We start from the raw sequence: 21,897 nt of genomic DNA, 5'->3' as shown, positions 1-21,897 counted from the left end.
CCACATGACCGCGACCCGCGAAATCCTCCTGACGAACGACGACGGGATTGACAGTCCCGGCATTCGCGCCCTCTACGACGCCCTCTCGGAGGTCGGCAACGTCACGACCGTCGCGCCCGCCGACGACCAGAGCGCGGTCGGGCGGGCGATGACCTACGAGTTCTCGGTCCACGAACACGAACTGGGCTACGCCGTCGAAGGGACCCCAACCGACTGCGTGGTGGCCGGCCTCGCCGAACTCGGTCCCTACCCCGACATCGTGGTCTCGGGGTGCAACGAGGGCGCGAACATCGGCGCGCACATCCTCGGTCGCTCGGGCACCGTCAGCGCCGCCGTCGAGGCCGCCTTCTTCGGGGTCCCCGCCATCTCGGCCTCGCTCCACATCCCACAGAGCGAGTGGCCCCGCGAGACGAGTATCGAGGAGTACGACGAAGTGGCCGAGGCGGTGCGCTACCTCGTGGAACACACCCCCGACGCGGGCGTCTTCGAGGACGCCGAGTATCTGAACGTCAACGCGCCCTTGCCCAGCGAGGGCCACACGCCGATGGTCGTCACGCGCCCCTCGCACGTCTACGACATGGACGCCACCGAGGAGAACGGCCGGGTCACGCTCCACGACCACACGTGGGGGCAGATGGAGGGCGAGAACTTGCCCGACCCCGAGGGGACCGACCGCCGGGCGGTCTACGAGGGCAAAATCAGCGTCTCGCCGCTGACCGCGCCGCACACGACCGAACACCACGAGGCGCTGGACGGCCTCGCCGAGCGGTTCTGAGCGCCCTTGCGGAAATAATACCGTCCGGTTAGGAAATAAAAAGCATTCTAAAGGAACGGTATAGATTGCTATCGAAGTACGAACTGCTGGTGGTCGGCTAGCGACTCGCGCCCGTCGGCCGGACCGCGCGCTGACCTACGACTCCTCGAATCCGCTGTCGAAGCGGTCACCGGTCTTGTCGAGGTTCTTCACGCCCGGACAGTCGTGTTTCTCGGGGAGTTGATGCGCGGGGCAGTAGATGCCCTCGCAGTAGGAACAGCCCCGCGTCCCGACGATTTTCTCACCGCACTGTTCGCAGGTGGTCATACGAATCCTATACAATCAATAGTTAAAGTTGTAGGGGGCAGTGTCGTGCGCTCGCCGGTCCGTTCCGGGTCGCGTCCCGGTCTCGTCACCGACTCGTAATTTATCTGAACCGGTCTGAAACGGCGTCCGAGCGACTCGTGGCCAAGTTTTATCTAATAGCGTTGAGAATGGACTGGCATGGTAAAGAGTACAGTCCGATTTCCCGAATCCGTGGTCGAGGAAATCGAATCACTCGTCGAGGAGGGCGTCGTGGAGAGCAAATCCGAGTTCCACCGCTTCTGTTCGGAGTACGTCCTCGCGCAACTCGACTCGGACTACGAACCCGAGACGTTGGACTTCGAGGCCCTCGAAGACGAGTTAATCGCCCAGTCGTCGGGTCCCACGGACGCCGACAGCGTCTCGTTTCTCGAATCGGTCCTCGTCATCCGAAAGTACGCGCTCCGGGGCAACGTCCAAGACGCCGAGGACTTCATCGACCACCACTACGACCCCCACGAGCGCGACGCCGTGCTACTGGAGGAGCTACTGTCGTTCTACCACGAGTCGGCCCCCGACTCGGCGTCGCCGCCCCAACGCTCGGTCAGTCCCGAGCGACGATAGGTCGCTGGCGCTTTCTCTCTGAACTCAGCTAGTTCCACAGAGAGGTTATTAGTGGTAAAATTCTTCTACCGTTCCATCGAACTATTACGTATGTCAACAGAGACGGACCGGCAGGGGCGACTCTATCTGCCGAAAGACGTGCGCCAGAAGTACGGGGAGAAGTACCACATCGTCGAATACGAGGACAGAATCGAACTCATCCCGGTCGCCGACGACCCGCTTTCCGCCGTCCGAGAGGCCGCAGGTGACCTCCACGACGCGTCCGTCGAGGAGATTCGAGACGACATCGAAGCCGAGGCGAAGGCCGACGCTCGGAGCGAGGAGACCGACGGATGACGGTGTACGTCGAGACGGATTTCCTCCTCGCGCTCGCCAAGGACTCCGACTGGTTGCAACGCTCGGCCGAGGAGGCACTCGAAGAACACGACGTAGAGACCTCGCCGTACTCGTATCTCGAACTCGTCCTTGCCCGAGAGAGACACAAGTTCGATTATCTCCCGCTGGTGGCGAACCTCCTCGAACTCGTCCCCGTCCGCGACGAGGAGGAGACGCAAATCGTGCTGAAGGCCGTCAGCTACTACGACGAGGGGATGACGCCGTTCGATGCGTTCCACGCCGCGACCGCCGAAACGCGGGGTCTGGACGTACTCGCGTCCGAAAAGGACTACGAGGAAATCGACGTGTCGAGAGTCTCCCTCGAACCGACCGCCGAGGACTGAAACGTCGCCCTCCTCGCCTCACTACGAACACAGGAATCTATTTGCAAGACCGTCGTTCACACAACTATGAACCAGACGCTCCTCGACCTCCTCGAGCGCAACGCCGGCCACGCCGACGAGTTCCAGTCCCGGTTCGACGGCGTGCAGGACTCCCAGCACCCCGATGTCGTCACCGTCTGTTGCTCGGACTCCCGAGTTCTACAGGACGCGATGTGGGGAAACGAGACGCCCGGACGCATCTTTACCTGCGGCAACATCGGCAACCGCGTCGTCCAGCAAACCGCGGCGGGTGAGGCCGTCTCCGGGGACGTGCTGTACCCTATTGCACACACCGGCACCGACACTGCCGTCGTCGTCGGCCACACCGGTTGCGGGGCCGTCACGGCGACCTACGACGACCTGACCGTGGGCCTCTCGGAACCCGCGGGCATCGAACACTGCATCGGCCTGCTGAAATCCCGTCTCGAATCCGGCGTCGAGGCCCTCCCCGACGACGCGGACCGGACCGAGGCCGTCAACCGACTGGTCGAGTACAACGTCGATAGGCAGGTCGAGTTCCTGCGCGAGAGCGACGACGTGCCCGACGACACCACCGTCGTCGGCGTCGTCTACGACTTCCAAGACGTCTACTCCGAGCGCCGCGGCGAGGTGCAGGTCGTCAACGTGGACGGCGAAACCTCGGTCGAGGTCCTGCGCGACGAGCATCCGGAAATCGAGGACCGAATCCGGCGACTCTGGGAGTACTAAACGGTCGTTCGAGTGGAAGCCGATTCACAGCAGGCCGAAGCCCCTTATATTTGCGAGAGCAAGCAGGAGGCATGGCCGAGTACAATCTCGATGATGTCGATAGAGAAATTCTCTCCGCACTCCAAGCGGAGGCGCGAAACCTCTCGTCGTCCGAGATTGCCGACCGTACCGAAGCGTCCTCGAGTACGGTTCGCAAGCGCATCCAGCGACTGGAGTCCGAGGGAGTCATCAAGGGCTACAGCGCCGACGTGGATTATCAGAAATCGGGGTACCCGCTCCGGATGCTCCTGTTCTGTACGGCACCGATTCCGGAACGGGGCGAACTCATCGACGAGATTCTCGAAATTCCGGGGGTCGTTTCCGTCCAAGAACTCGTCACCGGCGAGAAGAACCTGCTCGTGACGGCCGTCGGCGAAACTGACGACGACATTACGCCAGTCGCGCAGGAACTCCTCGACATGGACCTGACAGTCGCCGACGAAGTTCTCGTCCGCAGTCACGAGCGGACGCCCTTCGACGACTTCTCCGCGGAGTCGAAATCGGCAGACGAGTAGGCGTCCGCGAGTCGGTCGCTTCGGCGAGCGAGTTCGTCTTCTGCGGTTAGGGTATCGGTCGCCAGAAACGGAATCCATCTCCAGAATCCTTCATTATCGACCATCACGTTATTCTGCGCCCGTATTTGGAACAATATGGTAAAATCAAAGCCTATAATAACCAGTCTGTTCGTACAAGCATACAGAGATGGCCAGCCCGGTTGTACAGTCTCCCGCCACGGGGGACCTGACGGTCTGTGCTGGCAGGTAGCGAATACGAACGATGACTGGACAATCACACCCGAACGACTCAGTACAACTCCCGGAGACGACGCCCTCGGCCTCGGTGGTGCCGCGAGCGACGACTGTCGGCGTCTGGGCGCTCTTTTTGCTCAGTCTGGCGACCATCGCGGTTTCGGTCCGGGGTGGCTCCGAGTGGCACCTCGCGGGCTACGTCGTCGTGGACGGGCTAACGACGGTCGTCTGGGCCGTCGTCACGTTCTTCAGTGGTATCGTCCACTCCTACTCCCGGCGCTACATGGCCGGTGACGCCCGCATCGACCAGTTCTTCGGTCGGACGTTCGCGTTCACGCTCGCAGTCATGACGATGGCGGCGGCCGACCACGTTGTGCTGTTCGGTGTTGCGTGGTTGGGAATGGGGCTGGCGATGGCGTCGCTCATCGGCCACGTTCGCGGTTGGGACCAAGCGCGGGCCGCTGGGTCGCTCGCCCGCCGCTACTTCGTCGCAAGCAGTGGCTTGCTCGGTGGAACCCTCGCGCTCCTCGCTTGGACGACGGGAAGCAGTTCTCTCTCCGGTATCCTCGCCCAGTCCGGGAGCCTCCCCTCCGGGGTCGCTTGGCTCGCTATCGGCGGGTTGTTCCTCACCGCGATGATTCAGTCGGCACTGTTCCCGTTTCACGACTGGTTGCTGTCGTCGATGACGGCACCGACCCCATCGTCGGCCCTGATGCACGCCGGGTTCGTCAACGCCGGTGGCATCCTGCTGACTCGCTTCGCGCCGGTCTTCGCCGATGTCTCGATTGCGATGTCGGTCCTCGTCGTCGTCGGCGCGATTAGTGCCCTACTCGGGCAGGCGCTACTGCTCGTCCGTCCCGACATCAAACGCAAACTCGGGGCTTCGACTATCGCCCAGATGGGCTTCATGCTCCTCCAGTGCGGACTCGGGTTCTTCTCCGCCGCCATCACTCACCTCATCCTGCACGGCTTCTACAAGGCGTACCTGTTCCTCTCGTCGGGGGGCACTGTCGAACAGACGGCCCCGACGGAAACCGCCCGTACTGACTTGGGATTGGCGGGCCTCGCCGTCAGCACCGGTGCCGCAATCGGCGGTGGCGCACTGTTCGTCGCAATCACCGGCAAAGGGGCGAAACTGGACTCCGGCGTTCTCCTCGCGCTGGTAGTGGTTCTGACGACGCTACACGCGGCCCGCGAGGTACTCAAGCAGTCTCAACTCCTCCCGAGATTCAAACTCGTCGGCCTCCCGGTCGTCGTCGTGATACCAATCGCCGTCTACGGGTTCCTGTTCGAGACCATCTCGGCGCTACTGGCTGACGTTCCGATGACCACCGCGCCGACCGAACTGACTGTCGTCCACCTCGCGGTCGGTGTCCTGTTCGTCGTGTCGTATCTCACAGCGGAACTCGGCTGGCACCGGTCCAGCAAGCGCCTCTACGTCGCGTTGTTGAACCTGTCACAACCGTCCCCGGAAACCGTGTTGACCACCAAGGAGGACTACGATGACGCTTGAACACAAGGAAACTCACTTCGAGAACAGCATCGAACGCGCCGCCGAGAACGTCGGTTCGGTCTGGCCGCTCCACTCGTTCGTCACGGCCAATCCGCTGTCCGGCCTCGAAGACCGGCCGTTCCACGAGGCCGTTGCCGAGGCCGAACAGTTGTTCGGGGGTCGTGGCTATCCACGTCCCGACATCTTCCGGCAGGCGTGGGAGAACGGGCAAATCGACTCGGAGGTGCTTTCCGCCGAGTTGAAAGCCCACGGCTTCGACGACGACCCGGCGACGTTGCTCGACGAGATGGAAGCGACCGAATCGGTCTCCGCCTCCGAGAGCGATGCCAGCACCGAGGAGGTCCATCGCGTGCTCTCGAAGTGGCTCACCGCCTTCCTCGACCAAGGGAACGCCAAGTGGCCGATGCCCGACCGTCAAGAAGGGTTCTACGCGGCGTGGCGTGAGATGGCCCCCTACGACGGTGACGTTCCCGGTTGTGACAGTCCGGCAGACCTCCCGGAGACCCCGATTGCCGCACTCGAAAGCGTCCTGTCGGACTACCCGCAGGGGGAGTGGGAGACGATTTTCGAGCAACAACTCGCCGCACTTCCGGGGTGGACCGGCTTCATCAAACAGCGAGCCAGCGACGACGCCGACCCGTGGCAGTCGAACTACCCCATCTCGCTGACCGAGTATCTCGCAGTCCGTCTGGTCCTCGCGGACCTCCTCGACGCGCCTATCGACCCGAGCGAACACGCCACTGAATCGGTCGAGAGCGACGAGGTTCCGCTCCCCGAAATCTGGTTGACCGCGTGGGAAAAGAGCCACCGCGACCGGTTGGTAGAGTCGGTGTCACGACCCGACCCGGAGACCGGTACTGCCGACGAGTCTCCTTGTCCGGACGCACAACTCGTGTTCTGTATCGACACGCGCTCGGAGATTATCCGCCGCCACATCGAGGCCGTCGGCTCCTACGAAACCCACGGCTACGCGGGGTTCTTCGGCGTCCCGATGCGCTATCAGGCCTACGACGAGGACGTGGCTGTGGACGCCTGCCCGCCGATTCTCGACGCCCAGCACCGTATCACGGAGCGCCCCACCACCGAGGGCGACACCAAACAGGGCCGCTACGACCGCTGGCGGGGCGTGCTGGACGCAGGAAAGAGCGCACTCAAGAGCCTCAAGTCCAACGCGGCGACGGCGTTCAGCCTCGTCGAGAGCGCCGGGGCAGGGTACGGTGCCGCGCTGACTGCTCGGACGCTTCTGCCTGCCCGCGTCTACGACGCACTCCACGACACTGACCGCGCGCCCGACGAACACGAGTTCTGTGAGCCCTCGGTCGATTACAATCCGGACTCCGTGCATGCACTCCGGGAAGGACTGCTGTTGGAGGAGAAAGTCGAGTACGCCCAGACCGCCTTCGAGTTGATGGGGTGGGACGAGTTCGCTCGCCTCGTCGTGTTCACGGGCCACACCAGTCAGACGACGAACAACCCGTTCGATTCGAGTCTGGACTGCGGTGCCTGTGCAGGGAACCCCGGCGGTCCGAACGCTCGCGTCCTCGCGGACATCTGCAACGACGAGGACGTGAAGGCCGAACTGCGCGAACGCGGGTTCGACATCCCTGAGGACACCGTGTTCCTCGCCGGCGAACACAACACGACGACCGACGAGATAACGCTGTTCGACGGCGACGTGCCCGAGAGCCACGAGGCCGACCTCGAACGATTGCGCGAGGACCTCGCGGAGGCCCAGAGCCGAGCGACCGCGGAGCGGACCGACTCCATGTCAGACGAGACTGCCGATAGCGTCCGCGAGACCCAACGCCGGGCGGCCGACTGGGCCGAAACGCGCCCCGAGTGGGGACTGGCCGGCAACGCCTCGTTCGTCGTCGGTCCTCGCGAGTTGACCGCGGACGAGGACCTTGACGGTCGCACCTTCCTCCACTCCTACGACTGGCAGACCGATTCTGAGGGCGAGGCGCTGGAGGCCATCATGACCGGGCCGCTCGTGGTCACGCAGTGGATCAACAACCAGTACTACTTCGCCACGGTCGATAACGCCGTCTACGGAAGTGGCTCGAAAGTGACCCAGAACCCGGTCGGCAACGTCGGCGTGTTTCAGGGCAACGGCGGCGACCTGATGACCGGCCTCCCGCTCCAGTCGCTCTACGCCGACGCCGACCAGCCACACCACCAGCCGTTACGCCTGTCGGCGGTGATTCACGCACCCGTCGAACAAGTCACCGAGATTATCGGCCAGCACGACCAACTCGTGGCACTCCTCGACAACGGGTGGATACAGCTGACGGTCCTCGACCCCGAACAGGACAACGCGCCGCTTCAGTATCAGGAAGGTCTGGAATGGAATCCTCTCCAATCGGAGGCGTCCGCCGTCGAGCCACCTGCTCCGACCGTTTCGGGAAGTGCGGACGATTAGGTCGGCACGGAAAAACCGGGTTTCTGTTAGCGCGTCTCGCGCTGTTCGACTTTGTTCAGCTCTATCAACAGCCTGAAAATCGCTTTCACCAGATTCGCGTCCACGTCGAATCGCTCGGCGTTCTCGCCGGCGCGGTCCATCACCTGCTCCTCTTGGTCCTCGTCGGTCGTCGGCATCTCCCGGTCGGCCTTGACCTGTGCCACCGTCTCTGCGACGTAGGTCCGGCGGGCGATGAGTTCGACTATCTCTCGGTCGATGCTCTCTATCTCCTCGCGGAGTTCCGCGAGGCTCATGTCGTCCGGGCGCCGTCGTTGCGAGTCGTCGTCAGCCATGTCGTACCATCTCGTTTGCTCCAGTTGTCGCGTACCGCTCGCAGTTCGTCCTCCGACCCCACCGCGACGAAACTCGGGCCGGTGCCCGACAGCGAGACGCCGCGAGCGTGGGGCAGGGCCTCTACCATCGGGTCGGCCGGGAAGTCGAGTGCCGCACAGAACGCGAAGCCGTTGACCGTCATCGCGTCGGCGTACCGACCGTCGAGCGCGAGGTCCGCCACGAGTTGCGCGACGGGGGCGATTCGCTCGCACCGCGAGGAGTCGGCGTCGGCGCTGAAGGCCCGCTCTGGCGGCGTCCAGACCAACACGTCCCACTCGATTGGCTCGCGGGCCAGCAGTTCGTCGCGCCGGTTGTCGGTGACGGTGACGCCGCCGAGCATGCTGGCGCTGGCGTCGTCGAACGCGCCCGTCACCGTGACGCCGGCGTCGCGGGCGGCCTGCACGCCGAGGAGACAGGCCTCCTCGCGGGGCACCTCGTCGGCGACTCCGAGCGCGTCGAGGGTCGCCAGCACGGTGGCGTTCGCCGCGGCGCTCGAACTCTTGAGGCCGGCCGCCATCGGGACCTCGCTCTCGGTTCTGACCCGGCCGCCGGTGGTCTCCTCGTCGCCGTACTCCGCCACGGCGAGTTCGACGCACCGCTCCACGAGTCGCGTGTCGGCCTCGGGTTCGTCGGCGACCTCGCCGGACAGCGACCCCGAGTCGTCGAGTTCGACCGTCGCGGTCGTCTCGGCGTCGATGGCGAACGCCGACCCGGTTCCGGTGGCGAGGGCGTTCAGGACGGTGCCCGCGGCCGGGGCGGATGCTCGGCCCTCCATGAGGGTCACTCTCTCGCGGGGCGTAATGACGCTGGTGGTTCCTGCAAGTTGGGGCGGTCTCCGGGCCACTCGTCGTTCGACCGGTCCGGAAGCGCACCCCTTTTCCCGACTCCGAGCGAAGTTCGACCCATGAGCGCACGCAACGACGTGGCCCCGGACACGCTCGGCGTCGAGTTGGCCGAGGACGGCATCGTCGTGGAGTACACCGACGGCAGGGAGGCCTACTACCGAGGAGTCCCGAAGAAGGTCACGGGCACGCTCCGGACCCAACCCGGCAAACTCGTGCAGGTCCTCGTGACCGACCCGACCGAGACCGAGGGCGTGATGATGTACGTCAACGACCGGGACAGTCACGACGAAATCCTCGAATCCACCGGCATCGGTCGCGTGCTGTTGAACCCCGGCGAGGAGGAAGAACTGTTCCCCGGCGTGACGGTCCGACTGGCGGGCCACTCCGTCGAAGTCGAGGCCGACCCCGAAGTCGCCCGCGGTCGGGTCTTCGTCTTCTCTGAGGACGGCCGCGGCGAGGCCTCCTACGAACTAGTCGGCGACGAGTAACTCGAAGCGCCACGATGCCACTTCAAAAACGCTGGCAGGCGCTGAATCGCCGGACGGTCGGGTCCGCGCCGGAACAGTACGGCGTGTACGAACTCGGCGACGACGGCGAGGTGGTGGAGGTCGGGTGGGGCGTCCTCCGGGACGAACTCAAGGACGCGCTGGCCTACGGGTCGGGCGAGGAGGTCCGGTGGGAGACCTGCCACACCAAAGCCGAGGCCAAGGAACTGGCGGCAGACCACCGCGAACGCGCCGGGTTGTAAGACATAATTTCTGTCTTTAGGGAGCTATTTTACTTCTTAAAGACAGATTTAGTTACTTCTTGTGGGGCGAGACGGGGTTCTCCTCCGGGCCGGATTCCCGAACGCAAAATCCCCCGACTCGACCGTCCGCCAACCGACCCGCGCTACTGGATGTACGAGGGGTCCTCGTGGTCGCAGTTGGCTTCGTGTTGCTTTGCGTCCTCGGCGTCGTCGAACATCATCCCGCATCCCTCGCACTTGTACCACGTCATCTCGTCGCGCTCGGTTTTGACGACCATGTTCGTGGGTACACCGGACGAAAGTAAATCGTTTACCCTGACAGGAATACTCGTTGGGGTGGTGACAGAAATCTCGGTTCGGTCACGAGCGCGGTTCCCGTTTATATAGTCGTCTCAGCCGACCCCTATCCGGCGCGCGCAGAACTGTGCGCGTCGGATATGTCGCTGAGCGACCGCCGGAAGACAAACCGCGTCTTCCGAAATCACGTTCGCTTCGCTCGCGGTTCCACCGCTCGCCAGTCGCGGCGCGGAGCGCCGCGCACCCTCACGTGACCGCGAACCACGCGAGGACTTTCGAAGACATCGCTGTCCCGTCTACTCCCCCTCTGACTCTAAGCGCGAGGACGTTCGAGAACGAGGCCACCCCACCAACCGCGTAGCCAAAGCAAAAGGGGGAATCCTCAATACGGACGAGCGACCAGATGCTGACATGAACGCGAAGGGTTCCGCCGCGGTCGAACTCACCGTGCAGGGCGCGGAGAAGCGCGACGCGGGCCGGGGAATCGCCCGGATTCCCGAATCGGCCCGGTCGGCGCTGGGCGTCCTGAGCGGCGACACCGTGGTCGTGGAAGGCGAGCGCGACACCGTGGTCAAGGTGTGGCCCGCCGGGACCGACGTACAGACCGGCGTGGTGCAGGTAGACGGCGAGACGCGGGCCAACGCCGGGGTGAGCATCGGCGACACCGTGACCGTCCGCAAGATTTCGGTCCAAGACGCCGAGGAGGTCGCGCTCGCGCCCGCCGCCTCGTTCGACCCCGACGACCGGGATACGCTCGAAGCGGCCCTCAAACGAACGCTCCGGGACCGCCCGGTCAAGGAGGGCGAGCGCGTCCGAATCGAGCGACTGGGCGACGCGGGCACCTTCCACGTCGGCGCGACAAATCCCGACGGCGTGGTCCGGGTGACCGACGAGACCGACGTGAGAGTCGCGCTCGACGGCGAGTCCGGCGCGGGGAGTTCGTCCAGTGGGTCCGACGGCATCTCCATCCCCATCTCCCGCGGCGAAGGCGATGCGGGCGGAGAAAGCGCCGACGGCGACACCCCGCCAAAGCCCACCGGCGCGACCTACGAGGACATCGGCGGCCTCGAAGACGAACTGGAGCGCGTTCGGGAGATGGTCGAGTTGCCCCTCTCGAACCCCGCGCTGTTCCGGCGTCTCGGCATCGACCCGCCGAAGGGAGTCCTGCTCTACGGCCCGCCCGGCACCGGCAAGACGATGATTGCCAAGGCGGTCGCAAACGAGGTGGACGCCCACTTCGTCACGGTCTCGGGGCCGGAAATCATGAGCAAATACAAGGGCGAGAGCGAGGAGCGCCTGCGCGAAGTCTTCGAGCAGGCCCGCGAGAACGCCCCGACCATCGTCTTCTTCGACGAGATAGACGCCATCGCGGGCGAACGAGACGAGGAGTCCGACGTGGAGAACCGCGTGGTCGCCCAACTCCTCTCGCTGATGGACGGCCTCGAATCGCGGGGTGAGGTCGTGGTCATCGGCGCGACCAACCGGGTTGACGCCATCGACCCCGCCCTGCGCCGAGGAGGACGCTTCGACCGCGAAATCGAAATCGGCGTGCCCGGCGAGGCCGGTCGGCGCGAGATTCTGGACGTTCACACCCGCGGGATGCCGCTGGCCGACAGCGTGGACCTCGACCGACTCGCGGCGACAACCCACGGGTTCGTCGGCGCGGACCTCCACGCCCTCTCGACGGAGGCCGCGATGGCCGCACTCCGGCGCGCCCGAGACGCCGGGGCCGACGAGGAGGAACTGATGCAGGTCGAAGTCACCCGCGAGGACTTCGAAACCGCGATGGCCTCGGTGGACCCCTCGGCGATGCGGGAGTTCGTCGCCGAGGCCCCCGACACCACCTTCGAGGACGTGGGCAATCTGGACGAGGCCAAACAGACGCTGACCGAGGCGGTCGAGTGGCCGCTGGCGTACCGCAACCTGTTCGACCAGACCAACACCGACCCGCCGGCCGGCATCCTGCTTCACGGCCCGCCCGGTACCGGGAAGACCCTCCTCGCGCGGGCCTTGGCGGGCCAGAGTGACGTGAACTTCATCCACGTCGATGGACCGGAACTCCTCAATCGCTACGTCGGCGAGTCCGAGAAGGCGGTCCGGGAAATCTTCGACCGCGCCCGGCAGGCCGCCCCGGCAATCGTCTTCTTGGACGAAATCGACGCCATCGCCGGCGAGCGAGGGTCCGGGATGGGCGGCGGTGCAGAAGTCTCCGAGCGCGTGGTCTCCCAACTCCTGACAGAGATGGACGGACTGGCCGAGAACCCCAACCTCGTGGTGCTGGCCGCGACCAACCGCCGGGATTCGCTGGACCGCGCCCTCCTGCGCCCCGGCCGGTTGGAGGAACACATCGAGGTCCCCGCGCCCGACGAGGAGGGCCGCCGGGCCATCCTCTCGGTCCACGCCGCCGACCGGCCGCTGGCCGACGACGTGGACTTGGACGCGCTCGCTGAGGACTTGGAGGGGTACACCGGCGCGGACCTCGAAGCGGTGGTCCGAGACGCCTCGATGCGGGCGATTCGTGAGGCCGCCGAGGCGTGGGGCGTCGAGGAGGCCGACCGGAACGCCGACGAAATCCGCATCCAGACCAAGCACTTCGAGTCTGCGGTCGAGAAGGTCCGGCCGACGCTGGCGGACTGAGAGCGGTCTCTTTTTGCCGTCGCTGGTCGCGTTCTTCCTTTCCCTTCGATAGTCACGGCGATGTCGTCGGGCAGGTTTGCGACGACGGAGAGCAGACCGGCAGAGAGACGACGACAAACGACGCGCCCATCGCTTGTCAGGGCATTCAAAACAATCGTGAAAAGAACATATACGAGTATATAAGAATTATAGAGATATGTCTGCGTCGAGGGTCGGAACTCGGGGCCGTCGAGTCCGGCAACGCGGTCGGCGACCGAGAACCGCCGACCGGGGCGCTCGGAGTCGGGTTCTCGACCGGTCTAGCCGACTCGGTGGCTTTACCCGCTTTCGGTAGCTACCCCGACGTAATGACCGACTCGCCCGACTCCGAATCCGACCTGCGGAACCCCGACGCCCTCCTCCGGCGGGCGGGCGTCCGCGGGAACCCTGACCGTGACCAGCACTTTCTGATAGACGACCGCGTGCTGGACCGACTGCCCGAATACGCCGAGGAGGCCGCCTTCGACTGCTCGCACGTCCTCGAAATCGGTCCCGGAACCGGCGCGCTGACCGACCGCCTGCTCGCCGTCGCCGACGAAGTGACCGTGGTCGAGCGCGACCGGGATTTGGCCGGCTTCCTGCGCGAGGAGTTCGCCGACGAGATTGCTGACGGGCGACTCACCGTGATTTCGGGCGACGCGCTCGAAGTTGACCTCCCCGACTTCACCGCCTCGATTTCGAACCTCCCCTACGGCGTCTCCAGCGAAATCACCTTCCGACTCCTCCCGCGCGGAAAACCGACCGTCCTCATGTTCCAGAAGGAGTTCGCCGAGCGGATGGCCGCCGACCCCGGCACCGACGACTACGGCCGCTTGTCGGTCTCGGCCCAACACTACGCCGACGTGGAAGTGGTCGAGCCAGTCCCGAAAGAAGCCTTCTCGCCGCCGCCGGACGTCGAGAGCGCCGTCGTCCGGACCACGCCCCGCGACCCGGACTACGAGGTCGGCGACGAGGACTTCTTCCTCCGGTTCGTCAAGGCCGTGTTCACCCAGCGCCGCAAGACCCTCCGGAACGCGATTCGGAACACGCCTCACATCTCCGGCCTCGACGACGCCGACGCCGTGGTCGATGCCATCTCGGAGGGCCGGACCGACCTCGACCCCGACGTACTGAGCAAGCGCGCCGGCAAGATTCCGCCCGAGACGTTCGCTGGGTTAGCGACTGCCGCCGACGAGTTCGGACGCAAAAGTGAAGCCGAGGACGGTGATAGCTTGCGAGGTGGTGAGACCACGTGAGCGACCTGCTGACCGGGTTCTTCGCGGTCATCGACCGACTGACGACCTTCACCACGACCGAGCAGGTGGCCGCGACGGTTGCCATCCTCGTCGGCGTCGCAGTCGCCATCTTCGGCGGGCGGTACGTCCGCCCGAAAGTCCAGCGACGACTCCCCCATCGGGTCGGCGACGTGGCGCTCCTCGTCGGATTTTCGGGCGTCTTGTTCGTGGCGACGGTCAGTCTGCTGGTCCTCTGGGGGAAGGGGACGAACGCCGCCAAGGCCTTGGACCAAATCAACGCGACGGTCGGCAAGGGCTTCCGGGTGCTGTTCGCGCTGGCCGTCGTCGCCGGTGCGTACATCGTCACCGGGTTCGTCAAGAAGGCAATCGACCGGTTCGTCGATGGCCACGACACCATCAGCCAGCACCAGAGCGAAATCGTCTACCGAGTCTCGCAACTCACCGTCTACGTCTCGGCGGTGGCCATCATCCTCGGCCTCTGGGACGTGAACCTCAGCGGCCTGCTGGTCGGGGCCGGGTTCCTCGGTATCGTGGTCGGTATGGCCGCCCGCCAGACCCTCGGCGCGCTACTGGCCGGATTCGTCCTGATGTTCTCCCGGCCCTTCGAAATCGGCGATTGGGTGAAAATCGATGACGAGGAGGGCATCGTGACCGACATCTCCATCGTCAACACCCGAATCCAGACGTTCGCCGGCGAGTACGTGATGATTCCCAACGACATCGTGAGCGGCGAGAAAATCGTCAACAAGAGTCGGAAAGGCCGCCTTCGAATCGAGGTCGATGTCGGCGTCGATTACGAGACCGACGTGGACCGAGCGGCCGAACTCGCCAAGGAGACGATGAAGGACTGTGACGAGGTGCTGACGGTGCCCACCCCCAAAGTGGTCCTCAAGGAGTTCGGCGATTCGGCGGTCACGCTCGGTCTGCGGTGCTGGATAGACAAACCCAGCGCCCGCCGGCAGTGGCGCGCTCGCACCGCTATCATCGGGTCGGTCAAAGAGACCTTCGACGCCGAGGGCATCAAGATTCCGTATCCCCAGCGCGAACTCACCGGCCGCGAGGAGTCCGGCGGATTCCGCGTCGCCAGTGAAGCCGAGGCCCCAATCTCACCGGAACCGACGACCGACGGCGGAACCGACGACGAAAAGGGCGTCGAACCCGGAGACACCGACGAGACCGAATGACCGACCTCGCCGACCGCCGAGACGCCGAGACCGAAGTGTACCAACCCGCCGAGGATTCGAACCTCCTCGCGGAGGCCGCGGTCGCCGACCTGCAATCTCTCCCGACCGACGACCGCGCCGACGACCCCGCAGACGACTTCCTCGCGCTTGAGGTCGGCACCGGGTCGGGCTACGTCGCCGAGACGGTGGCCGACGAGACCGGCCTGCGAGTGCTGGGGTCGGACCTGAATCCCCACGCCTGCCGGCAGGCCAGCGAGCGCGGCGTCGAAAGTGTTCGGGCCGACCTGCTGGAACCCTTCCGCGACGACGCCTTCGACGCGGTGCTTTTCAACGCGCCCTACCTCCCGACCGACCCCGACGACGAGCGCGACGACTGGATGGAAGTCGCCCTCTCGGGCGGCGAGGACGGCCGCGCGGTCATCGAGCCATTTCTCGAATCGGTCGGCCGACCCCTCGCGCCCGACGGCGCGGTCTACCTGCTGGTCAGCAGTCTCACGGGCGTCGAGGAGGTCGTCGGACTCGCGGAGGCCGAGGGCTTCTCGGCGGTCGCACTTCAGGACGAGTCCTTCCCCTTCGAGACGCTGACGGTCCTCAAACTAGTTCGCTGAGACCGTCGCATTCACCGGGTTGGGCAACTGGTAGAGGTCCGGCGCGGTGTCCTCGTTTTCGACCGTCAGGAGCGTTCGCCCGTCGAGTGCGACCTCGACCTCACGGTAGTCGGTCGGCAGACTCGCGCCGAGTCGAAGGTCGGTCGCTACGCGGCAGTCCTCCGGTGGGGATTTCGTTCTGTTCGCGTCTGATTCGACGGTCTCCGACGAGACAGTCCGGAGGTCGATTCGGTAGGCTCCGGGGGCGACGCGACTCACGTTTGTCGAAACGGTTGCTCCTCGGTCGTGGACCACGGTGGCGTTCAGCGTGACCGCAAAGGAGTCGCCGACCGCGACCTCGTGGACCCATCCGGCGTGGGGCCGAACGTCGAGGCAACCGCCGGACTTGCTCAGCGAGTACGGCGGCGATTCGGGATTCGGGCCGGAGTTCGTCGGGCCGGGGTCCAGTAGGCCGAGTTGACCGCCGAACGCGAATCCCCCGACAGCGCCCACGACGAGACCGAGGAGGAAGGCGGCGACGACCGTCGAGGTGAGTCGTTCCATAGAACGCATTCACGGTGACAACTGAAGTAAATTAGTCACCGATCTGCGTGGTGTGCTATCACTACACTATGTCCGAAGGTAATTTCCCGAGAGGAAAATATTAAGCACCAGCATTTCGTAGGACGTGGTACATGACAGAGCGCGTCGCAACTACGCCGGGCGTATTCCCGCTACCGGACTGGGCCAAAGACGACTTGGCCGACCTGAAAGGCCATCAGAAGCACGACCTCATCGACGGCGACGAGGACGAGGAGGTCGTCGCGGTCTACGACCGCGCCAGAGAGGAGGTCATCTCCCGACAGCAGGACGCCGGACTCGACCGCACCGTGGAGGGGCAACTCCGCTGGGACGACATGCTCGCCCATCCCCTCGCGGTCCACGACGCGGTGGAGACCCGCGGCATCGTCCGGTACTACGACAACAACAACTTCTACCGGGACCCGGTAGTGACCGGCGACCTGACTTTCGACGGTGACATCGCTGGCGAGTTGGAGTCCGCGAGCGAGTTCGTGGACGCCGACGAACTGCAGGCGGTCCTCCCCGGTCCCTACTCGCTTTCGGACCTCGCCACCGACGAACACTATGGCGACGAGGCCGACTTCTTGGACGCTATCGCCGACTTCCTCGCGGGCGAGGCCGAAGCCTTTCCCGAAGTCGAAACGCTGTTCCTCCTCGAACCCTCGCTGGTCGAGAACCCGCCGAGCGACGAGGACGACGAGGACGAGCGCGCCAGCGAAGCGGTCGATACCGTGGCCGGTGCAGTCGGTGACGGGACCGACGTGGTGGTCCAGACCTACTGGGGCGCGCTGGACGAGAAGGTCCACGCCCATCTGCTGGACGCCGACTTCGACGCGCTGGGCTACGACTTCGTGTCGAACTCCGAGGACAACCTCTACAACATCAACGAGTACGGCACCAAGGACTCCATCGCGGCGGGCGTCGTGGACGGCCAGAACACGCTGGTCGAGGACCCCGAGACCATCGCCGAGCGCGCCGATTGGCTGGAGGAGAACACGCCTGCGGCCGAGTTCGAGACGCTCTACCTGACGCCGAACACCGAGTCGTTCTACCTGCCGTACTCGACGTTCCGAGAGAAACTCGCCGCGCTGGGCGAAGCAACCGACATCGCGGAGGTGAAAGCATGAGCCAGAACCGAGACCAGTTCCGACCCGAGAATCACCCGAACGACCACTTCCTGCTGACGACCGTCGTGGGAAGCTACCCCAAACCCAAGTGGGTGGACCGCGCCCGCGACCTCTACGAGGACGACGAGGCCGACTTCGGCGACGAGGAGTGGCAGGAAGCCAAGGACGACGCCTCGCGCCTCATCACCGACGAACACGAGCGCGCTGGCCTCGACGTGGTGGTAGACGGCGAGATGCGGCGCAACGAGATGGTCGAGTACTTCGCCCACCGAATCGAGGGCTACGAGTTCAACGGTCCGGTCAAGGTGTGGGGCCACAACACCTTCGACAAGCCCTCGGTAGTCTCGGACGTGGAGTACGACGAGACGTGGCTGGTAGACGAGTACGAATTCACCGCGAGCGTCTCGGACCGACCGGTCAAGGTGCCGATTACCGGCCCGTACACGCTGGCCAACTGGTCGTTCAACGAGGCCTACGACGACACCGAGTCGCTGGCCCACGACCTCGCGGACCTCGTGAACGAGGAGGTCGAGCGACTGGTCGAAGCGGGCGCTCGCTACGTCCAAATCGACGAACCCGCGCTGGCGACGACGCCCGACGACCACGCCATCGTCGGCGACTGTCTGGAGCGCATCGCGGACGGGATTCCCGAGGACGTGCGCATCGGCCTCCACGTCTGTTACGGCGACTACTCGCGCATCTATCCCGAGGTTCTGGAGTTCCCGGTGGACGAGTTCGACCTCGAACTCGCCAACGGCGACTACGACCAGTTGGACGTGTTCAAAGACCCCGAGTTCACCGCGGACCTCGCGCTCGGCGTGGTGGACGCCCACGTCGCCGAGGTGGAGTCGGTCGAACAAATCAAGGACAACATCCAGAAGGGCCTCGAAGTGGTCCCGCCCGAACAGTTGACGGTGAGTCCGGACTGCGGGCTAAAGCTCCTGCCCCGCGAGGTTGCCTACGAGAAGATGGCGAACCTCGTGACCGCCGCCCGAGAGGTCGAACAGGAGCTAGACGCCGGGGAAATCGAGGTCGAGCGGTCGGCCGTGACCGCCGACGACTGACCTCCGACCCCGAGTCGCGCCGCGAAGCGACCGCTGACGGCGCTCGCCGGAGTGGCTGACAGGCGGCGCGTGAGACTGATTTCCCCGAGGAGCGCGCCGCGCTCCCGCCTTGACTCCTCGGGGCAGTTCTCAGGTCACGGGCCGGGTTGGTCCCGGCCTCCTACTTCAACGTTCGCGCGTTTCGATTCCCGAACCGGCGCGCGCTGGCGCGACCCGAAGTGGTCGCGCCAACCGCGCGAGGGACGCGGCCACCTCGCGTGGCCGCGAGGTTGGGGAGGTGTGAGGTTCGCGGTAGCGGTGCGGTCGCGGTTTCCGTGGCTTCAGCAGTAGCCCGCTCCGTCGAGGTAGTCCCGGTACTTGCAACTCAAGCAAATAATATCCTTGCCTTGAAACATCTATTGATTCTCTAGATGATTGTTTTAATTGCTTGGGTTCAGACCACACCGCGAATCAGCGACCCGAGCGCAGACAAGCCGACCGGAATCCCGGCGCTCAGATAGAGGAGTCTCCCCATCTCGGCGTACTGCACGACGCCCACTAACCCCCCAGTCGTCGCAACCAACCCGACGAACACTCCCCACGCCAGCAAGCCGAACCCGACACCGGCCGCCAGCGCCCGCTTGAGGTCCTTCGACGCCAGTCCGACCAGCGCGCCGCCGAACAGGAACCCGTACCAGTGAACCCACGCTACGGCGAGTCCGACGACCGCCCCGGCGAGGAGCGCGGCCCACCGCGCTCTGGCGTCGCCCCGGATTTCGGCCAGCGCGGTCGCAATCGCGCCGGGGTCGGCGTCCCGTTGTCGTCCTGTCGGGCCGTCGTCTCCTCGCCGACCCGCCGCGCCGTCTCCCTGAATCTCGCTCACCGGTCGTCACCTCCCGAGTCGTCGCGCTCGAACTCGATGGCGGTCTCGCCCCGAATCTCCCGACGCATCGACTTGTACTTGCCGTCGGCCCACAGTCGAAGTTGGTCGTCGTAGTGGTCCGAGAAGTACTCCCCGGAGTTGCCCCCCGGCAGGATGCCAATCGACTGCTCGCGGTCGGCCATCGGGCAAATCATCCGCCAACTGCTCCCCACCGCCGACTCCTTCCGGTAGTTGTTCAGGGTGTAGGCCGACCCGTCGGTGGGGTACTCGGGGTAGTTGAGGAAGGACTGGTCGAAGGGGTGGGTGATGGCCGCGGTGGTGTTGTAGTCGCCGTAGGTCGCGCCCTCGTCGACATCTTCGAGCGTCTGCCGGAGCGCCCGGACCATCACCGCCTCGCGGCCCTCGTCGCCGAACCACCGGCTATCGTCTGGCAGGGTCGCCAGCACCCAGTCGTTCGGGTAGTACTCCTCGCCGAGGTCCCGCTTTTCGAACTCGTCGGCGAACGTCTCCCGGCGGAACTGGTCGAACCACCGGACGAAGATGAGTGCGGCCCGCGAGTCCCGTACCATCCGGTAGTCCCAGTTTCGGAGCGTCTCGACCGCTTGGCCGAGGCCCTCGTCGCCTTCCGCGGCCGCGACGAGTTCGCCCACCACCTGCTCTGCGCGGGCCGACTTGGCGTCGCGCTGGAGTCTGCGCATGAACTGGGCGTCCATCGGTTCGTCGGAGGCCGCGCGCTCGTCCAGCAGTTCGTAGAGGCGCTGGCCCCGGTAGGGCGTGCTGTACTGTTCGCCGATGTAGTGGTCCGGGTCGTCCTCGATGCGCTGGTTCGCGGTGCCCAGATAGTCGGGATTCCGGACGTGAGGCTTCTCCTCGAAGGGGACGAACCCCTCCCACGACGAGACGCCGAAGGGTTCGAAGCCCTCCCACTCGGCCTCGCCCGCCGACCCGTCGAAGACGCGGGTGCCCCAGATTTCTTCCCCGTCTACTGTCCGAATCGGAATCTTCCCCGTCACGTAGTAGAGCGTGTTGCCCTCCCGGTCGGCGTAGACGACGTTCTGAGTCGGCAGGTCCATCTTCTCGGTCGAATCGAGGAAGTCCTCCACGCCCCCGGACTTGCTGTACTCGTGAATCGCCAGCGAGGTCCGGGTCGCGGTGTGGCCGGTCCACGAGACGCCGACCTGCTGGCCCTCGCGTTCGAGGAGCGGCCCGTGGACCGTCTTCCGGACCGTGACGGTTCGGTCCTCGGCGTCCGCGACTCGAATCGTGTGCTCCTCGGTCTCGAACGCCCGCCACTCGTCGTCGTAGCGATACCGGTCGCCCGAATCGTCGGTCTCGTAGCTGTAGAAGTCGATAACGTCGGCCCCGGAGTTGGTGAACCCCCACGCGCCAGCATCGTTCTCGCCGATGACGACGAACGGGACGCCGGGGAAGGTCACGCCCCGAACGCTCACGTCGTCTGTCTGGAGGTTCATCTCGTACCAGACCGGCGGGGCCATCAGCGTGAGGTGGGGGTCGTTGGCCACGATGGGCGACCCCGAGGAGGTCCGGTCGCCCGAGACCACCCAACTGTTCGACCCGACGCCGGGCGGCGACTCGAAAGCCGAAAGCCAATCGAGGAGGTTGGACGAATCGCCAGCGAACCCGCCGGAGGGACCGGCGGTTCGGCGACTCGCGGCTTCCGAATCGCCATCGTCGTCCCGCACGATTGGCGCGTCGTGGTCCATCCGGAAGGGGTAGAGTTCCTCGACGGTCTCCGCGTCGAACTTTTCGGCCAGCAACTCCCGGCGGAGCGTCCAGAAACTCCCGGTCAGCCCCCACGAAATCTGTTGCTCCATCAGCATCGTATCGGCAGGGGTCCACGGGTCGGGTTCGTAGTCCAGCAGGCCGAATTCGAGGGGTAGGGCCTCGCTGTCCCGGCAGGCGTTGACGCCCTCCGCGAAGGCCTCGGTCGCTTTCCCGGTCGGGGTGTCCTCCAGCAGTTCCAGATTCGCCTCGGCACCGCCCGCGAAGTCCATCCTGACGTGGAACTCGTCGGAGTCGAGGGCCGCCTCGCCAACCACTTCCGAGAGTTCCCCGGCCATTACCCGGCGCTGGAGGTCCATCTGAAAGAGTCGGTCGGCCGCTTGGGCGTATCCGACTGCGAAGTAGAGCGCGCGCTCGGCGTCCTCGCCGGACTCCTCGGTTTCGATGTGTGCGGTCCCGTGGTCGTCGTACCGGACCGTGGCCTCGCCGTAGGGACTCTGAACCCGGCGATTCGTCCGGTCGGTCGCGTCCCGCCACGCCGACCCCGACAGCGGGGCGAACCGGTTCAGGTAGCCCCGAACCGGCGAGAGCGACCCGCCGATCGCCCCGCCGCCGACGATGGCGGCGACGAGTGCCCGTCGCGTGGTATCGATGTCCATACCGAGGTGTAGGGGTTCGAACGTAAAACCGCTGTTCCACGCCGCCTGC

23 protein-coding genes are annotated in these 21,897 nt (G+C 65.2%); 16 read left to right on the top strand and 7 right to left on the bottom strand.

Translation table 11 applies throughout. The features are described 5' to 3' along the window. Window positions 1–4 precede the first annotated feature (4 nt). Window positions 5–775 (top strand): 5'/3'-nucleotidase SurE, encoded by a 771-nt coding sequence (surE, locus tag P2T57_RS05040; protein WP_276301396.1) that lies wholly within the window; start codon window positions 5–7, stop codon window positions 773–775. Between the two features lie 135 nt (window positions 776–910). Here surE and P2T57_RS05035 read toward each other — a convergent pair whose 3' ends face one another. After that, the gene (locus P2T57_RS05035; protein ID WP_276301395.1) at window positions 911–1,081 is read right to left on the bottom strand and encodes an AN1-type zinc finger domain-containing protein; all 171 of its coding nucleotides are present in this window, start codon (window positions 1,079–1,081) and stop codon (window positions 911–913) included. Between the two features lie 177 nt (window positions 1,082–1,258). Between P2T57_RS05035 and P2T57_RS05030 the strand changes: the two genes are divergently transcribed. From P2T57_RS05030 to P2T57_RS05000, 7 genes are all read left to right on the top strand, one after another. After that, window positions 1,259–1,681, top strand: coding sequence for a ribbon-helix-helix domain-containing protein (locus tag P2T57_RS05030; RefSeq protein WP_276301394.1), 423 nt, complete (start codon window positions 1,259–1,261; stop codon window positions 1,679–1,681). Between the two features lie 90 nt (window positions 1,682–1,771). Next, a complete protein-coding gene (locus P2T57_RS05025) occupies window positions 1,772–2,017 on the top strand; it encodes an AbrB/MazE/SpoVT family DNA-binding domain-containing protein (RefSeq protein ID WP_276301393.1) in 246 nt (81 codons plus the stop codon). Continuing rightward, window positions 2,014–2,400, top strand: coding sequence for a PIN domain-containing protein (locus P2T57_RS05020; RefSeq protein ID WP_276301392.1), 387 nt, complete (start codon window positions 2,014–2,016; stop codon window positions 2,398–2,400). The genes P2T57_RS05025 and P2T57_RS05020 overlap by 4 nt, the downstream gene beginning before the upstream one ends. A gap of 66 nt (window positions 2,401–2,466) precedes the next feature. Further along, window positions 2,467–3,147 (top strand): carbonic anhydrase, encoded by a 681-nt coding sequence (locus tag P2T57_RS05015; protein ID WP_276301391.1) that lies wholly within the window; start codon window positions 2,467–2,469, stop codon window positions 3,145–3,147. Window positions 3,148–3,218: 71 nt separating this feature from the next. Beyond that, the gene (locus tag P2T57_RS05010; RefSeq protein WP_276301390.1) at window positions 3,219–3,701 is read left to right on the top strand and encodes an Lrp/AsnC family transcriptional regulator; all 483 of its coding nucleotides are present in this window, start codon (window positions 3,219–3,221) and stop codon (window positions 3,699–3,701) included. 262 nt (window positions 3,702–3,963) lie between these two features. Next, window positions 3,964–5,448: a proton-conducting transporter transmembrane domain-containing protein gene (locus tag P2T57_RS05005; RefSeq protein WP_276301389.1), complete on the top strand. Its 1,485-nt coding sequence runs from the start codon at window positions 3,964–3,966 to the stop codon at window positions 5,446–5,448. Further along, window positions 5,438–7,867: a DUF2309 domain-containing protein gene (locus P2T57_RS05000; RefSeq protein WP_276301388.1), complete on the top strand. Its 2,430-nt coding sequence runs from the start codon at window positions 5,438–5,440 to the stop codon at window positions 7,865–7,867. Before P2T57_RS05005 ends, P2T57_RS05000 begins: the two co-directional genes overlap by 11 nt. A 26-nt stretch (window positions 7,868–7,893) precedes the next feature. On the opposite strand, the gene P2T57_RS04995 is transcribed toward P2T57_RS05000, so the two are convergent. Both P2T57_RS04995 and P2T57_RS04990 read right to left on the bottom strand, forming a co-directional pair. After that, window positions 7,894–8,199 carry a chorismate mutase gene (locus P2T57_RS04995; protein WP_276301387.1) on the bottom strand — a complete coding sequence of 102 codons (306 nt, stop codon included), beginning with the start codon at window positions 8,197–8,199 and terminating at the stop codon, window positions 7,894–7,896. Then, window positions 8,157–9,014, bottom strand: coding sequence for a shikimate kinase (locus P2T57_RS04990; protein ID WP_276301386.1), 858 nt, complete (start codon window positions 9,012–9,014; stop codon window positions 8,157–8,159). Before P2T57_RS04990 ends, P2T57_RS04995 begins: the two co-directional genes overlap by 43 nt. Before the next feature lie 129 nt (window positions 9,015–9,143). On the opposite strand from P2T57_RS04990, the gene P2T57_RS04985 reads away from it, so the two are divergent. Beyond that, the gene (locus P2T57_RS04985) at window positions 9,144–9,572 is read left to right on the top strand and encodes a DUF5796 family protein (RefSeq protein WP_276301385.1); all 429 of its coding nucleotides are present in this window, start codon (window positions 9,144–9,146) and stop codon (window positions 9,570–9,572) included. A 14-nt stretch (window positions 9,573–9,586) separates the two neighbouring features. After that, complete coding sequence (locus tag P2T57_RS04980; RefSeq protein ID WP_276301384.1) at window positions 9,587–9,832, top strand: DUF7508 domain-containing protein; 246 nt, start codon at window positions 9,587–9,589, stop codon at window positions 9,830–9,832. Window positions 9,833–9,975: 143 nt separating this feature from the next. On the opposite strand, the gene P2T57_RS04975 is transcribed toward P2T57_RS04980, so the two are convergent. Beyond that, a complete protein-coding gene (locus P2T57_RS04975; RefSeq protein WP_256567997.1) occupies window positions 9,976–10,110 on the bottom strand; it encodes a DUF7128 family protein in 135 nt (44 codons plus the stop codon). Between the two features lie 430 nt (window positions 10,111–10,540). On the opposite strand from P2T57_RS04975, the gene P2T57_RS04970 reads away from it, so the two are divergent. The 4 genes from P2T57_RS04970 (at window position 10,541) to P2T57_RS04955 (ending at window position 15,832) form a co-directional block, all read left to right on the top strand. Further along, complete coding sequence (locus tag P2T57_RS04970) at window positions 10,541–12,766, top strand: AAA family ATPase (RefSeq protein WP_276301383.1); 2,226 nt, start codon at window positions 10,541–10,543, stop codon at window positions 12,764–12,766. A gap of 377 nt (window positions 12,767–13,143) precedes the next feature. Further along, window positions 13,144–14,040: a 16S ribosomal RNA methyltransferase A gene (locus tag P2T57_RS04965; RefSeq protein WP_420028527.1), complete on the top strand. Its 897-nt coding sequence runs from the start codon at window positions 13,144–13,146 to the stop codon at window positions 14,038–14,040. After that, complete coding sequence (locus P2T57_RS04960) at window positions 14,037–15,224, top strand: mechanosensitive ion channel family protein (RefSeq protein ID WP_276301381.1); 1,188 nt, start codon at window positions 14,037–14,039, stop codon at window positions 15,222–15,224. Before P2T57_RS04965 ends, P2T57_RS04960 begins: the two co-directional genes overlap by 4 nt. Next, window positions 15,221–15,832, top strand: coding sequence for a HemK2/MTQ2 family protein methyltransferase (locus P2T57_RS04955; protein ID WP_276301380.1), 612 nt, complete (start codon window positions 15,221–15,223; stop codon window positions 15,830–15,832). The genes P2T57_RS04960 and P2T57_RS04955 overlap by 4 nt, the downstream gene beginning before the upstream one ends. Here the strand turns inward: P2T57_RS04955 and P2T57_RS04950 are convergent. Continuing rightward, entirely contained in the window at window positions 15,821–16,375 is a 555-nt protein-coding gene (locus tag P2T57_RS04950) for a hypothetical protein (RefSeq protein WP_276301379.1), read from the bottom strand. The genes P2T57_RS04955 and P2T57_RS04950 overlap by 12 nt on opposite strands. Before the next feature lie 131 nt (window positions 16,376–16,506). On the opposite strand from P2T57_RS04950, the gene P2T57_RS04945 reads away from it, so the two are divergent. Together P2T57_RS04945 and P2T57_RS04940 are read left to right on the top strand one after the other, a co-directional pair. Then, on the top strand, window positions 16,507–17,520 hold the full coding sequence (locus tag P2T57_RS04945; protein ID WP_276301378.1) for a 5-methyltetrahydropteroyltriglutamate--homocysteine methyltransferase: 1,014 nt from the start codon (window positions 16,507–16,509) through the stop codon (window positions 17,518–17,520). Beyond that, complete coding sequence (locus tag P2T57_RS04940) at window positions 17,517–18,584, top strand: methionine synthase (protein ID WP_276301377.1); 1,068 nt, start codon at window positions 17,517–17,519, stop codon at window positions 18,582–18,584. Before P2T57_RS04945 ends, P2T57_RS04940 begins: the two co-directional genes overlap by 4 nt. 433 nt (window positions 18,585–19,017) lie before the next feature. Here the strand turns inward: P2T57_RS04940 and P2T57_RS04935 are convergent, their stop codons facing one another. Further along, window positions 19,018–19,446 carry a hypothetical protein gene (locus P2T57_RS04935; protein WP_276301376.1) on the bottom strand — a complete coding sequence of 143 codons (429 nt, stop codon included), beginning with the start codon at window positions 19,444–19,446 and terminating at the stop codon, window positions 19,018–19,020. Continuing rightward, window positions 19,443–21,848 carry a penicillin acylase family protein gene (locus P2T57_RS04930; protein ID WP_276301375.1) on the bottom strand — a complete coding sequence of 802 codons (2,406 nt, stop codon included), beginning with the start codon at window positions 21,846–21,848 and terminating at the stop codon, window positions 19,443–19,445. The genes P2T57_RS04935 and P2T57_RS04930 overlap by 4 nt, the downstream gene beginning before the upstream one ends. Between the last annotated feature and the right edge of the window lie 49 nt (window positions 21,849–21,897).

Source organism: Halorussus lipolyticus, assembly GCF_029338375.1.
Classification (GTDB): domain Archaea; phylum Halobacteriota; class Halobacteria; order Halobacteriales; family Haladaptataceae; genus Halorussus; species Halorussus lipolyticus.
The sequence above is the reverse complement of the archived record's forward strand: the minus strand, read 5'-3'. Positions and strand labels throughout refer to the sequence as shown.